The organism is Mesobacillus maritimus (assembly GCF_019749255.1).
Classification (GTDB): domain Bacteria; phylum Bacillota; class Bacilli; order Bacillales; family Cytobacillaceae; genus Mesobacillus_B; species Mesobacillus_B maritimus_A.
Map to the genome: position 1 here is coordinate 145,522 of NZ_JACWFH010000008.1, position 14,800 is coordinate 160,321.

The 14,800-nt window shown below is 38.1% G+C and carries 15 protein-coding genes; all 15 read left to right on the top strand.

Annotated features, from left to right (window positions below):
• Positions 1 to 274 precede the first annotated feature (274 nt).
• The 15 genes from H0185_RS06065 to H0185_RS06135 all read left to right on the top strand — a co-directional run bounded on the left by H0185_RS06065 (position 275) and on the right by H0185_RS06135 (position 14,763).
• Entirely contained in the window at positions 275 to 1,264 is a 990-nt protein-coding gene (locus tag H0185_RS06065) for a PstS family phosphate ABC transporter substrate-binding protein (RefSeq protein WP_221872195.1), read from the top strand.
• A gap of 117 nt (positions 1,265 to 1,381) precedes the next feature.
• Entirely contained in the window at positions 1,382 to 2,329 is a 948-nt protein-coding gene (gene pstC / locus H0185_RS06070) for a phosphate ABC transporter permease subunit PstC (RefSeq protein WP_246629044.1), read from the top strand.
• Between the two features lies 1 nt (position 2,330).
• On the top strand, positions 2,331 to 3,215 hold the full coding sequence (gene pstA / locus H0185_RS06075; RefSeq protein ID WP_221872197.1) for a phosphate ABC transporter permease PstA: 885 nt from the start codon (positions 2,331 to 2,333) through the stop codon (positions 3,213 to 3,215).
• 62 nt (positions 3,216 to 3,277) lie between these two features.
• Complete coding sequence (gene pstB / locus H0185_RS06080) at positions 3,278 to 4,063, top strand: phosphate ABC transporter ATP-binding protein PstB (RefSeq protein ID WP_221873047.1); 786 nt, start codon at positions 3,278 to 3,280, stop codon at positions 4,061 to 4,063.
• Positions 4,064 to 4,138: 75 nt separating this feature from the next.
• Complete coding sequence (gene phoU / locus H0185_RS06085; RefSeq protein ID WP_221873048.1) at positions 4,139 to 4,798, top strand: phosphate signaling complex protein PhoU; 660 nt, start codon at positions 4,139 to 4,141, stop codon at positions 4,796 to 4,798.
• 82 nt (positions 4,799 to 4,880) lie between these two features.
• Complete coding sequence (rpmG, locus tag H0185_RS06090) at positions 4,881 to 5,030, top strand: 50S ribosomal protein L33 (RefSeq protein ID WP_090740981.1); 150 nt, start codon at positions 4,881 to 4,883, stop codon at positions 5,028 to 5,030.
• 109 nt (positions 5,031 to 5,139) lie between these two features.
• Positions 5,140 to 5,709 carry a 5-formyltetrahydrofolate cyclo-ligase gene (locus tag H0185_RS06095; protein WP_221872200.1) on the top strand — a complete coding sequence of 190 codons (570 nt, stop codon included), beginning with the start codon at positions 5,140 to 5,142 and terminating at the stop codon, positions 5,707 to 5,709.
• The gene (locus H0185_RS06100; protein WP_343223103.1) at positions 5,699 to 6,487 is read left to right on the top strand and encodes a DUF92 domain-containing protein; all 789 of its coding nucleotides are present in this window, start codon (positions 5,699 to 5,701) and stop codon (positions 6,485 to 6,487) included. The genes H0185_RS06095 and H0185_RS06100 overlap by 11 nt, the downstream gene beginning before the upstream one ends.
• Before the next feature lie 78 nt (positions 6,488 to 6,565).
• Positions 6,566 to 7,516 carry an L-lactate dehydrogenase gene (locus H0185_RS06105; protein WP_221872202.1) on the top strand — a complete coding sequence of 317 codons (951 nt, stop codon included), beginning with the start codon at positions 6,566 to 6,568 and terminating at the stop codon, positions 7,514 to 7,516.
• A gap of 102 nt (positions 7,517 to 7,618) precedes the next feature.
• The gene (locus tag H0185_RS06110; RefSeq protein ID WP_246629046.1) at positions 7,619 to 7,816 is read left to right on the top strand and encodes a hypothetical protein; all 198 of its coding nucleotides are present in this window, start codon (positions 7,619 to 7,621) and stop codon (positions 7,814 to 7,816) included.
• 113 nt (positions 7,817 to 7,929) lie between these two features.
• Positions 7,930 to 9,477, top strand: a complete 1,548-nt coding sequence (locus H0185_RS06115; protein ID WP_246629081.1) for a rhomboid family protein — start codon at positions 7,930 to 7,932, stop codon at positions 9,475 to 9,477.
• 275 nt (positions 9,478 to 9,752) lie between these two features.
• The gene (locus tag H0185_RS06120) at positions 9,753 to 11,213 is read left to right on the top strand and encodes a spore germination protein (protein WP_221872208.1); all 1,461 of its coding nucleotides are present in this window, start codon (positions 9,753 to 9,755) and stop codon (positions 11,211 to 11,213) included.
• A 93-nt stretch (positions 11,214 to 11,306) separates the two neighbouring features.
• Positions 11,307 to 11,522, top strand: coding sequence for a YqgQ family protein (locus tag H0185_RS06125; RefSeq protein ID WP_221872209.1), 216 nt, complete (start codon positions 11,307 to 11,309; stop codon positions 11,520 to 11,522).
• A 5-nt stretch (positions 11,523 to 11,527) separates the two neighbouring features.
• Entirely contained in the window at positions 11,528 to 12,511 is a 984-nt protein-coding gene (locus tag H0185_RS06130; protein WP_221872211.1) for an ROK family glucokinase, read from the top strand.
• Positions 12,512 to 12,900: 389 nt separating this feature from the next.
• Positions 12,901 to 14,763, top strand: a complete 1,863-nt coding sequence (locus H0185_RS06135) for an LTA synthase family protein (RefSeq protein WP_221872213.1) — start codon at positions 12,901 to 12,903, stop codon at positions 14,761 to 14,763.
• The last annotated feature ends 37 nt before the right edge of the window (positions 14,764 to 14,800 follow it).

Genomic DNA, 14,800 nt, shown 5'->3' on the forward strand with positions numbered 1-14,800 from the left:
CTGTCCAATTGGGCAGTCTTTTTTTATGCTCTTTTTTAGCCTTAGGCACTGGTTGCGCATCATTATTGGCGTGGAAATTACAGAGACGAATTTAGGAGTTTTTTTATAGGTTCTTATAAAAGGATATAAGGATTCCCTTTTTTTCGACAGATATTCATATATTCTGTTTGAATTTACAAAACCTTTACGTTTCCTTTAAACAAGATTAAAAAAAGGTCTGTATTCTATTACTTGTAGGACAAAACAAAAGATATTACTTAGGGGGAATAACGGAATGAAGAGTTTGAAAAAATTTAGTTTACTGGCATTACTTGCTGCCGTCATGATGTTTATCGCGGCATGTGGAGGTGGCGAAGAGTCAAGTGGGGAAACAAACGAAGGTGGCTCGGATGCAAACACGGAAGAATCCACAGAACTAGAAGGTAGCGTTGTGATTGATGGATCTGGTACAGTTTATCCATTTATGGCAAAAATGGCTGAAAACTATATGACAAATGAACAGGAGAATGTTTCTGTTGAGGTAAGCCGTGCTGGTACGTCTGCAGGGTTCCAAAAGTTCTTAATTGAAGATGGTACAGACTTTAATGATGCATCCCGTTCTATAAAAGATGAAGAAAAGGCAACGGCTGAAGAACTAGGAATAGAAGTTCAAGAACTTAAAGTTGCTTTAGACGGATTAACATTTGTTGTGAACAAAGAAAACGATTGGGCGACGGAGTTAACTCAAGAGGAAATCATCGATATCTTCCTTGCAAGTGCTGGAAAACAAAAATGGTCTGATGTTCGTGCGGATTTCCCGGATGAAGAAATCAAAACTTATGGTCCGAATGAAAACCATGGAACATACGAATTTATGTTTGAAAATATTCTTGAAGAGCAAGATTTAGTGGATGGTATCAACTTACAGCAAGACTACTCTGTACTAGTTGACTTGGTTTCAAAAGATAAAAACGCAATTGCGTTCTTTGGCTATGGTTATTACGCAAGTAACACAGATAAGTTAACAGCTGTAAAAGTTGATTTTGGAAACGGACCAGTTGAACCATCAGTTGATACGATTGCTGAAGATGGGGAATATGCACCATTTACTCGCCCAGTATTCACATACCTAAATGTGAATCATGCGAAAGAAAAGCCTGAAGTATTAGATTATGCAATCTATACGATGGAAAATGCAAACACCGTAGCTCAAGAAACTGGTTTTGCACCGCTTCCTGAAGAAGAAATTCAAGCCGCTGTTGATACGCTAAATGGATTGAAATAATAAAAGTCTCAATCTATTTAAAAGGTGAGAAGATTCATCCCTTCTCATCTTTTCCCTGTTTTTCTATCTTTCCAATCCCCCCTTCCTTTATAAAAAAGGCGAAAGGAGAAACTTAATTTGCAAAATACAGCAGGTCAAAACAATACAAATATTCGTGCTCTAATCGAAGAAAAGAAAAAGACCAAGAGCATTGGGAGAACTATGGAAAAAATGGTACCCGGTATTTTATTAGTCATAGCTGGTGTATCCATTTTTACGACAATTGGTATTTTATTTACTCTTATTGCAGAAACGTTCCTCTTTTTCAAAGAAGTTTCAATAATAGAATTTTTCACAGGTACGGAATTAAAACCTCTTGGAGACAATGCGGTTTTTGGTGTTTTGCCTCTTTTAACAGGGACTTTGATTTCTACGGTGATTGCGATGCTTGTAGCTATTCCAATTGGTTTGATGACAGCCATTTATTTAAGTGAATATGCATCTGAAAAAGCACGGAGAATCCTAAAGCCAATTCTTGAGATCTTAGCGGGTATTCCGACTATAGTTTATGGTTTCTTTGCATTTACTTTTGTCACTCCATTATTAAGGTCATTTATCCCTGGCTTGGAGCCGACAAATATTCTTAGTCCGGGGATTGTAATGGGAATTATGATTATTCCAATGGTCGCGTCATTGTCTGAGGATGCCATGAGTTCCGTTCCAAATGCAATGAGAGAGGGTGCTTTAGCTCTGGGGTCGACGAAGCTAGAGGTTACGTTTAAAGTAGTTCTCCCTGCAGCCATTTCGGGGATTATTGCTTCCTTCGTACTTGGGATTTCCCGTGCAATTGGGGAAACGATGATTGTAACGATTGCAAGCGGAAGTTCGAAGAATTTCACTTTCGATGTGACACAATCGATGCAAACCATGACGGCTTACATTGTAGAAGTATCGGGTGGCGAAGCTGCTGCCGGGACCACCCTTTATCATAGTCTATATGCCGTAGCGTTTACTCTATTTGTATTCACGCTTGTCATGAATATGATTGCACAATATATTTCCCGTAGATTCAGGGAGGAATATTAATATGAAGTATATTGATAATAATTTAGTCCAGAAAAAAATGGGGTCACGTTTACTCCGAAATAAACTTGCAAAACTCTTTTTTCTGCTTGCGACACTTTTTGGACTTTTCGTATTAGTTATTCTCATTTATCGAGTAATCCGTGACGGCGCAGCTTGGATTGATTTTGACTTTATTAACAATAAATTATCCACGGACCCTGAAAGGGCCGGAATTATGGGAGCTATTCTTGGAACCTTATGGTTAATGTTGGTCGTTGCTCCTGTCACGATGATTCTAGGTATAGGAACGGCTATTTATTTGGAGGAGTACGCCAAAAAAGGCAAACTACAAGCTCTTATTCAAACGAATATATCAAATTTAGCAGGAGTTCCATCTGTTGTTTTTGGACTCCTCGGTTTGACGGTGTTTGTTAGAGGGATGGACTTAGGAAACATTGTTCTAGCAGGGGGCTTAACGATGGCTCTTCTTGTACTTCCAGTAGTTGTGGTAGCTGCACAAGAGGCGATAAGAGCTGTACCAGGGTTTTTAAGAGAAGCCTCTTACGGAATGGGAGCTACAAAATGGCAAACCATCAAAAATGTGGTGTTACCCGCGTCACTGCCGGGAATTTTAACAGGGACAATCTTAGCTCTTTCCCGCGCAATCGGTGAAACAGCACCGCTAGTTGTAATTGGGATTCCAGCACTATTAATTCCGCTTCCAGACGGGGTTTTTGATAAATTTACGATTCTTCCAGTTCAGATCTATTATTGGACGCTTGATTCCGCGCTGGTAGCAGAGTACACCAATTTAGCAGCAGCCACCATTGTCATTTTATTAGTTGTCTTGTTCCTTATGAATTCGGTGGCCATCTTTATTCGAAATAAATTTCAACAGAGATTTTAATCTAGGAGGTTTTAATTATGCCAGCATTAGCTGAAAACAATAAGATTCAAGTGTTTACATCCATGGAGGAGGCTCCCAAAAACGTGTCAACCAAAAAAGTTGTTTATGATACAAAGGATTTAAACCTTTGGTACGGCGACGATCATGCTTTGAAGAATATTAATCTTTCTATCTATGAGAATGAAGTAACTGCGATTATTGGACCATCAGGTTGTGGTAAATCTACCTATATTAAAACGTTAAATAGGATGGTCGAATTAATTCCAGTTGTTCGTATTTCCGGTGAGATTCTGTATCGTGAAAGGAATATTCTTGAACGAACTTATAAAGTAGAGGATTTACGAACTAAAGTAGGAATGGTGTTCCAAAAACCTAATCCCTTCCCAAAGTCTATTTATGAGAATGTAGCGTATGGTCCTAAAATCCACGGAATTCGCGATAAGAAAACCCTTGATGAAATTGTCGAGAAAAGTTTGAAAGGTGCCGCTATCTGGGATGAAGTAAAGGATCGACTTAATGAAAATGCTTATGGTTTATCTGGAGGACAGCAACAACGATTATGTATTGCTCGGGCACTAGCGATTGAACCAGATGTTATTTTAATGGACGAACCAACCTCAGCACTTGATCCCATTTCTACATTAAAGGTAGAAGAACTTGTGCAAGAGTTGAAAAAAGATTTTAGTATTATTATTGTCACTCATAATATGCAGCAGGCTGCTCGTATTTCTGATAAAACAGCTTTCTTCCTAAGCGGAGAAGTGGTGGAGTTTGCCCAAACAGATAAGATTTTCTCAAATCCTTCTGATAAACGGACGGAAGATTACATTACTGGTCGGTTCGGTTAATAAGCTTCCTTGTCAAAAAAGAAATATCAAAATCTCAAGAATAGAGAGCCTAGTTGAAGGGAGTTTATAAGGATGATGGTTGTAAGAGAAAAGTTCGAAGAAGAATTAAACCAGTTGCAACATAAATTGATAGAACTTGGAAATCTCGCATCAAATGCACTAACAAATTCATTAGTCGCTCTTGAAAACGGGGATATCGAATTAGCCTTAAAGATAATGGAGGATGATGCAAGGGTTAATATTATCGAAGAAGAAATCAATGATTTTGCTATTCTTTTAATTGCTAAACAGTCTCCAGTTGCTGTAGACTTGCGCCGAATTATTGTCGCTATTAAAATTGCGAATGATATCGAACGTATTGCAGATTTTGCGGTAAATATTGCAAAGTCAGCCATTCGAATCGGGAAAGAGCCTCTTGTAAAGCCTATTGAGCATATCAAGCACATGCACCGTTTAACACTTCAAATGCTTTCTCTTTCTCTGGAGGCGTTTGGTGAGGAAGACTTAACGAAAGCGAAAAAGATTGCAGAGATGGATGATGAAGTAGATGATTTATACGGGCAAACAATAAGAGATTTATTGCATTTAAATGCTACCCAACCGAATCAGTCTTCCCAAATTACCCAACTCTTATTTATCTGCCGCTATTTGGAACGAGCAGCTGATCATACTACGAATATAGCTGAAAATGTTTTCTATCTTGTTAAGGGAAAACGTTATGATTTAAATAATTAAAAACCCACTAGCATTTCTGAGTGAAAAGTGCTATTATAGAAAAGTCGTATGAACGAAACAGGTATGTTTGGAGGGAAAAAATATGCGTGTAAATATTACGTTAGCGTGCACAGAGTGCGGAGACCGTAACTATATTTCTAAAAAAAATAAACGTAATAATCCAGATCGTCTTGAGCTTAAAAAATATTGCCCAAGAGAAAAACGTGCAACTGCACATCGTGAAACAAAATAAGAGCAGCGGGAATTTCCCGACTGCTTTTTTTTATATAATAACCTAAGCTCAGTTCCTAGTGATTCATTACTAATTTACATAAAAATTCCAATATAGGAGGATGTATAAAGTGGATGAAAAAAAACAGCTTAGACGTTCAATGAAAAAGCAGCTAGAGAATCTTAGCTTTCCTCTATATGAGGATTATTCTTATAAAATAGCAGAGAAGCTGTTTAAAGACAAAAACTGGCTTGAGGCTAAGTCAATAGGAATTACCATCTCTAAGCCGCCAGAGGTCGATACTTTGCAGATCATCCGAAAAGCGTGGGAACAGGGAAAACAGATAGCCATTCCAAAGTGTAATCCAGAAACAAGAAAACTTGTATTTCGCACGTTTACAAGGTTCTCTCAACTTGAAATGGTCTACTCAGGTCTTTATGAACCCGTGGTTTCACTGACGGAGGAAGTCAACGCTGATGCACTTGATTTACTCATTGTTCCAGGGTTAGCTTTTACAAAGTCTGGTTTCAGGCTTGGGTTTGGCGGAGGTTATTATGATCGTTATTTAGGGGAACATAAAAAACAAACCGTGAGCTTAGCATTTAGTCAACAAGTGGTTGCTCAGCTACCAGTTGAACCCCATGATCTTCCAGTATCCAAGATTATCACGGAAGCGGAAGTGATTGAGTGTGAACGCTGATTACATAGGGGTGCTCGCCTTTATTGTAATTGGAGCGGTATTGGCTTGGAAATCTAAAATGCTAAGTCCCTCAGGTGCTGTAATGGCAGTACTTGTGGGAAGTTGCCTTACTCTCGGTTTCGGGATAAAAGGCATCATAGTAATGGGGACTTTTTTTGTAAGTTCGAGCCTATTATCAAAATGGAATGGAAAGAAAAAAAGCTCATTGGTAGAGATTCATGAGAAGGGTTCAGTTCGTGATTGGGCACAAGTGCTTGCCAACGGTGGGATTGCAGCAGCAGCGGGTTTATCCGTCTTCTTTTGGCCGACCCCACTTTCTTTCCTTGCACTTGGAATCTCGTTAGCAAGTGCTAATTCGGATACTTGGGCTTCAGAACTAGGTACGCTAAGTAAGCGTCCGCCAATCTCTATTAGAAACTTCAAAAGAGTTGCTACGGGTACCTCTGGAGCTATATCTTTAGGGGGGACATTGGCTGGTTTTCTCGGGAGTTTGCTGATAGCTGTGGTTTCAACCTTGCTGTTCCAATTAAGTCTCGAACTCTTTTTTTTCATTCTTTTCTTTGGATTTTTCGGGATGCTAATTGATACCATACTGGGTGCGTACCTGCAGGCGGAATACATATGTAGGAAGTGCGGTTTACATATTGAAAAACCCATCCATTGCCATGAGGAAGCTGTGCTGTGTAAAGGGAGTAGCTGGATACGGAATGACACCGTTAATTTTATTTCTAGTTTGAGTGCTGTCTTGTTGGGGTTATTCTTTTTTAATGGATTTTAATATGTTTTCACTAATTTAATGAAAGTCTTTATATAGGGGAAATTATTATATATGCAAATAAATAAAGGGGGACTAGTCATGAATAAACGTGTAAATCGGGTTGTCTTGATAGGGACCGGGTTTGTAGGATCTAGCTATTCATTTGCAATGTTAAACCAAGGGGTAGCGGAAGAGCTTGTTCTAATTGATTTAAACAGGGAGAAATCTGAAGGGGATGCAATGGATTTAAATCACGGGATGCCATTTGCTCCAGCTCCAACGAAAATATGGTACGGAGGGTACGAAGAGTGCCAACATGCTGATATTGTTGTCATTTGTGCGGGAGCTAACCAAAAACCTGGTGAAACAAGACTAGATCTTGTTGAGAAGAATACGAGAATTTTTAAAGGGATTGTCGAACAAATAATGGCAAGTGGTTTCGATGGAATCATTATCGTCGCAACGAATCCGGTAGACATCCTAACATATGCAGTCTGGAAGTTTTCAGGTTTACCAAAAGAACGCGTAATTGGCTCGGGGACAATACTTGATACAGCTCGTTTTCGTTTCCTTCTAGGAGATTATTTTAATATTGATACGCGAAATGTCCACGCTTATATTATTGGTGAGCACGGAGATACGGAACTACCTGTTTGGAGTCATGCAGACATTGGCGGAAAACCGATTAAAACGATTATCGATGAACAGGAGCAGTATAATCTAGCGGATCTTGAACAAATTTTTACGAATGTACGGGATGCTGCTTATCATATTATAGAGCGTAAAGGCGCAACTTATTATGGGATTGCAATGGGTCTCGTTCGGTTGACCAAAGCAATTTTACAAAATGAAAATTCTATATTGACCGTATCGGCTTATATTGACGGAGAGTATAATCACAATGATCTCTACATTGGTGTCCCTGCTATTGTAAATAGGAATGGGGTACGTGAAGTAGTCGAATTTTCATTGTCTGAAGAAGAAAATGAGAAATTCAGTCACTCTGCAAATGTTTTAAAGAAGATAAAAGATTCTGTCTTTCCATCCTAAATCAAGCTTCCCGCCTAAATTTGTTTAGGCGGGTTATTTTTTGACATATCCTTTAGGATAAAACCTGTTAAATTGCCACAATATATAGGTGGAGGGATGAACATGCTAAAAAAACTGGTATCGGTCTTTCTGTTAAGTATCACTGGGTTTTATGTATACCAAAATCGTTATAGATTGATGAACAGAATTTTAGGTAACACAATACTTAGACGATTTGCGGTAAGTTCTCTTATGGGAATCCCTGGTATTCGCCAGAAGATTTTTCAATCTGTTTTTTCAGGTCCATCAGAAATCAGGTAAAAAGGCCTTTTGGGTCTTTTTTTCTTTTTCTTTTGTCCTACCTACTGTCCCCTAGGTGATTCGTTTATAATGGACGGAGGAAGAGGGAAAGGGAAGGAGTGAAACACTTGGACATGCAAGCTGAATATTTATTTTGGAAAACAGCGAACTTCCTAATTGTTCATAATCATTATAGGATCATACAAATATCAAAAGACCAAAAAGAAATTTGGTTAGAAAAAGTAGAAAATAAAGGTGCACAATTATATAGGCTCTTTTGCACTAGCATAGATTGGAGCCAAATGCTACAAAGGGACATTGAGTTGGTTGCAGAAAATGGAAGTATCGTCAGGAAAAAATTGGTTAGAGGGGATTTAACCATAAACAACCTTTATTTTATGGCTTTACCTCCTGTGGATGATTATGAATATCTTCTAACTCAGCCAAAGTTTAGCCCAGATAAAGGTCGAGTAAAAGTATCAAGCTACGTTTTGGATAGTAGGGATTTACCAGGATCAAAGGATACACTCAAACAGCTATTAGGGGAGCACTTTGCTTCAGAAATACATAACAATTTTAATGAGGAAGATATACAAAAAAGTAGGAGTCAAGCTTTGACTAACGCATCGGATAGAGCGAAGGAGGAGAAAGCAATCTTTCACTCTGGTATTCCATTTTTTACATATATCTTAATCGCGATCCAACTAGTTGTTTTCTTGCTCATGGAATTTAAAGGGGGAAGTACAGATTCTTCTACCTTGTTAAAATTTGGAGCTAAATTTAACCCACTTATCCTTGAGGGAGAGTGGTGGCGGTTTTTTACTCCGATGTTTTTGCATATTGGTTTTCTCCACCTCTTAATGAACTCGATGGCATTATACTATTTGGGTCCATTGGTCGAACGCATATATGGAAATGTTCGATTTTTGTTCCTCTATCTTTTTGCAGGTTTTACTGGAGTAGCAGCCAGTTTTTTATTTAGTGCAAACTTGTCTGCTGGTGCAAGTGGAGCTATTTTTGGATGCTTCGGTGCCTTACTCTATTTCGGGGTCGTTTTTCCACGGCTTTTTATTCGATCACTAGGATTTAATATCCTTTTTGTGCTTGCTCTTAACCTAGTGTTTGGATTTACGGTTCCCGGTATTGATAATGCTGGTCATATAGGCGGACTACTTGGAGGATTTGCTGCGGCAGGTATATTACATTTTCCTAGAAAAAAAAGATTAAAATCACAAGCAATCTTCCTCGTTGTCACGGCTGCTTTAATTGTTGGTCTGCTTCAATACGGTTTTAGCGACTATGCTTCTGTAGTGGATAGACAATCTGTGTTAATTCTTGCACAGGAATATATTAAAAACGAAGAATATGATCAAGCCTACCGACTGCTACACAATTATCAAGATGAGGATGAAAAATCTGCTGAGATTCTATTTCTTCTATCTTATACTGAGATTAAAAGAGGTAATCTAGATAGTGCCAAATCCTATCTACTTCAGGTGGTCGAGCTTGACCCTATGTTTCACGAAGCACATTATAATCTTTCATTGGTTTATTTAGAACAAGATTCATTTGAGAAAGCCAAAAAACATGCGGAACAAGCGCTTGAGCTGAACGCTGAGAAAAAGGAATACAAAGACTTGCTAGAAGATATTTCTTCCTATATGAAATTGAAGGACTCATAAAAATATGTTGTTTGCTCCATCACATAATAGAATGATTGAAATTAAGAAACGGTGTAATCAATGATTCCAATGATTACACCGTTTTCTTGTTCTTCACGTTACTCTTTCTTTACGAAAGTTAACCAAACCTTTCTTATTCTCTTATTAAAAGATTTATTTTGTGCTTACTTACAATCCACTGAGTATGATTTTTTTTTTGTGTGGCAATGATGGGAAAGTGGTAAGGAAAATACTGGATTAATAATAATCAGAAGAGAAGATTTTCGAGGTGGATTATGGAGCAAAAAATAAAACATCCTGTTCAAGCAGATATCAAGAAAAATATCGCTTATTTAAAAGAGTCCTTAGGAGTTGATAAAAGTTTTGACGTAATTCAGCTTGATGTAGAATATGCTGAAAAGGAAATGGCATTCTTTTTAATAGATGGTTTTGCAAAAGATGACCTTTTACATTTAATTATGAAATTCTTGGCTAAACAAAAGCCAGAAGATCTTCAGAATGATACCTTGCACAAGCTTCTTCGTACATATATTCCTTACGTTGAGGTGGAAACATCAGATGACTTGGATGAAGTAACAGATAAGGTACTGGCAGGACCTACAGTCCTACTAGTTGATGGCTTAGATACAGCGATTGTGATCGATGCCCGGACCTATCCAGTTAGAGGTCCTGAAGAGCCTGACACAGAGAGAGTGGTTAGAGGAGCCAGGGACGGGTATGTAGAAACAATTGTTTTTAATACAGCTTTGACAAGAAGAAGAGTTCGAGATCGGACATTAAGAATGGAATATATGCAGGTAGGGCGTAGATCCAAAACAGATATCGTTGTCAGTTATATCGAGGATATTGCTGATCCCGAAATGGTGAAAAAGGTAAAGGACGCGATAGCAAAAATTGATACAGATGGTCTCCCGATGGCCGAAAAAACCGTTGAAGAATTTATTTTAGGGAGGCATTGGAATCCATTTCCCACTGTACGGTACACGGAAAGACCAGATACAGCTGCAGTCCATTTATACGAGGGTCATGTTTGTATCATCGTTGATGGATCGCCTAGTGTTATGATTACACCAACAACCTATTGGCATCATATGCAGCATGCAGAAGAGTATCGCAATAGTCCACTTGTAGGAGCTTACCTACGGATGATTCGGTATATACTGGTCTGGGCATCAGTGTTTCTTCTGCCTCTATGGTATTTGCTAGCGTCTCATCCAGAACTATTGCCTGAGAAATTTTCCTATATCGGAATTAATGACCCTGGTCAGATTCCGCTATTTGTTCAATTTATGATTATTGAAGTGGGTCTAGATGGCTTAAGAATGGCTGCAATTCACACACCAACATCACTCGCTACCGCCTTGGGACTTGTTGCAGCCTTAATGATTGGGCAAGTTGCCATTGAAGTTGGCTTGCTGACAAATGAAGTGATTTTATACTTCTCAGTAGCTGCAATTGGTACATTTGCAACACCAAGTTATGAGATGGGTCTTGCGAATCGTCTTGCAAGAATCTTCCTATTAATAGCAACGGCTGCCTTTGCTACACCAGGGCTAGTGATTGGAACGGTTCTTTTAATCATCTACTTAACTCGCATGAACTCTTTTGGAATTCCATATTTATGGCCATTTATTCCGTTTAATTTCAGGGCCTTCCGGGATGTTATCGTACGTTCACCTATGCCATTGAAAAATAAAAGACCGCAAGTCATGCATCCAAAGGACCCAGATCGATAATCACAATTGTTATAAAAGTTTCATACTTGAGAAGCCTCGTTGTATCGATTATACTTAATAAATGTAAATTTGTTCACATATGAGGGAATCTAATTGAAAACAATCTATGAAATCCAACAATTATTAAAAAGGTTTGGAACTTTTATCTATATTGGAGATAGAATGGCAGACCTTGAGCTAATGGAAACAGAAATTAAAGAACTCTATAGCTCACAATTAATTGAAACAGCTGATTTTCAGTCGGCCATTATGCTGTTGAGGCATGAAATCAGACTGGAAAGGGAAAAAAGACAAGCAGAAACTAGGTGAGAGTGATGGCAGAAAAATGGTTAATTGGTGTTGATTTAGGTGGCACAACGATAAAAATTGCGTTTTTCAACTTCTACGGAGAAATTCTACATAAGTGGGAAATACCGACAGATGTCTCGAATGAGGGGAAAAATATCACCACAGATATTGCAAAAGCAATTGATGGAAAGCTAGATGAACTTGGACGGGCGAAAAGCAATGTCCTTGGAATCGGAATTGGTGCTCCTGGTCCAGTTAATCTGAGCACAGGCGGGATATACGAAGCTGTTAATCTTGGGTGGAGGAATGAGTACCCATTACAAGACTTGCTTGAGGTTGAAACCTCACTTCCAGTCGTTGTTGATAATGATGCGAATTGTGCAGCCTTAGGGGAAATGTGGAAAGGAGCCGGTAACGGCGCTAAAGACATTGTATGTGTAACCCTCGGAACAGGGGTTGGTGGCGGAGTGATTACCAATGGCGACATCGTTCATGGAAAAAGTGGAGCAGCTGGGGAAATTGGTCATATCACTTCGATTGCAGATGGTGGATCTCCTTGTAATTGTGGAAAGAGTGGTTGCCTTGAAACAATTGCATCCGCTACTGGTATTGTTCGCTTAGCTGTAGAGGAACTAAAAAAGGGAGATCAACAGGGAGCTCTTAGTACTATTTTCCGTCAAGAAGGACAAGTAACAGCCAAAGATATTTTTGATGCTGCAAGAGAAGGGGACGATATTGCAGAAAAGGTTATTAATGACGTTTCCTTTCATCTTGGATTAGCCCTTGCTAACATTGCAAACATCTTAAACCCTGAAAAAATTGTGCTAGGTGGAGGAGTTTCTAAAGCTGGTTCTGTATTACTAGATCCAGTTAAAGAAAGCTTTTTGCGATACGCTTTTCCGAGAGTGGCTAAATCAACCGAAATTGCCCTAGCAACATTGGGGAATGACGCAGGAGTTATTGGTGCCGCATGGATTGTAAAAAATAAAGCGAAAAAGGTAAACGATTAAAAAACTGTTTTCGTAAAGATTGTCGTTATCTAGAATTTTTAGCGTTAAAACAGCTTGTTCTAAAGTAACAATGTCATAAGTACCAAATTTGATAAAAGAGCCATAACAAAAAAGTGTCCATTTTCATGGGCACTTTTTTTATGAGAATTTCCTTCTATAAAGAAAACAACTTAGTTTGGAATAGGTCTAAGTTCTTAAGAGGAATAATAAAAGAAATAAATAATAAAATGGAAGTGGGAAGAATAAAAGCAAGTTTGCATTAGTATGATAGCTTTCTTAAACATGTGTTAATTTTCACTTATACGACGGAATATAGAATTTAGATGGTGTTGGTTTTCTGTTTAGAAAAAAAGTCCCATCGCTGTTCGCTTTAACAGGAGGTAGCCCGTATGAAAATGAAAGGGAGTTTGAATATCTCATTCCTGACAATGGCAGTCTTCCTACTTTGGATAAAAACATATATGGTCTATAAAACTAGCTTTGATATCAAAATTGAAAATGTCGTGCAAGAGTTCATTTTATTCATCAATCCATTAAGCTTCCTCATGCTTATATTTGGGCTAAGCTTTTGGATCAGCCCAAGAAATCGGACAAGTTACATTGTTGCTACCAGCTTTATCATTTCATGCATATTATATGCGAATGTTGTTTACTACAGGTTTTTTAATGATTTTCTAACGATTCCTGTCCTATTTCAAACAAGCAATATGAGCGATTTGGGGAGTAGTGTTACCGAATTAATCTACATCACCGATCTGCTTTATTTTAGTGACTGCTTATTGATATTTTATCTTATGAAGTTTCGAGCAAGACCAATGGAAAACCTTGGTTTTTCAAATGTGCAACAGCGGGCATTTATATTATTATCTTTAGCGATGACCTTTTTTAATCTTGGTCTAGCCGAGTCGGAGCGCCCCCAGCTACTAACAAGGACCTTTGACCGAGAAATGCTCGTAAAAAATATTGGTACATATCATTATCATCTTTATGATCTTTTTCTACAATCTAAATCATCTGCACAGCGTGCTTTGGCTGATGGCAGTAAATTAGCAGATATTGAGAACTATGTTCGTGCAAATTATATCCCACCAAGTGAAGAAATGTTTGGGATTGCCCAAAATAAGAATATTATTCTAATTTCAATGGAATCTATGCAAAACTTTGTAATCGGTGCAAAGGTAAACGATGAGGATATCACTCCGTTTTTAAATAAGTTCATTGAGGAAAGCTTCTATTTTGATCAATTCTATCATCAAACAGGACAAGGGAAAACATCTGACTCTGAATTTATTGTTGATAATTCTTTATATCCATTGAGTAGAGGGGCGGTATTTTTTACACACTCTGCGAATGAATTTTATGCAATTCCTGAAGTGCTCGACAACCATGGCTATTTTACAGCTTCGCTACATGCCAACAATAAAAGTTTCTGGAATCGGGATATTATGTATAACTCTCTAGGCTATGATCGTTTTTTCTCCTATACTGATTATGAAATCACCAAGGAAAACTCTGTTGGGTGGGGATTGAAAGATGTAGAATTTTTTCGGCAGTCTGTTCAGCATTTAAAAGATGCACCTAAGCCTTTTTATGCAAAGTTCATTACGCTGACCAATCATTTTCCGTTTGAATTGGAAGAACAAGACCGCTTGATCAAACCATTTAATTCAAACGATAAAACGGTTAATCAATATTTTTTAACGGTCCGTTATTTGGACGAGTCGCTTAAAACGTTCATTTCAGAATTAAAAAATGCCGGATTGTACGAAAATTCTATTATCATCTTGTATGGGGATCATTATGGAATTTCAGAAAACCACAATAAAGCCATGAAAGAGTTCCTTTCAGAGGACATTACTCCATTTGTGAGTACGCAACTTCAACGTGTTCCATTAATTGTCCATATCCCTGGAATGAAAGGCGAAACCATTTCTTCGATAGGTGGTCAAATAGATTTAAAGCCTACAATTCTCCACCTTTTAGGTATTGAGACAAAAGGTGATATGCAATTTGGCTCTGATTTATTTAGTCAAGAAAGAATGGACATCGCTGTTCTCAGAAATGGGAGCTTTATAACTAAAGACTATCTATTTACAAGAAATACATGCTATAGTAATGAAACTGGTGAGCAGGTAGAAAAAGTTCTGTGCGAACCTTATATAGAAAAAGCTAAAATTGAACTAGAGTATTCTGATCAAATTATTTATGGTGATCTTCTTAGATTTTATGGACAACCGCTACGGACAAAATAACCATATGATGTTCATACTAAACCTGCGCGAAAATGCG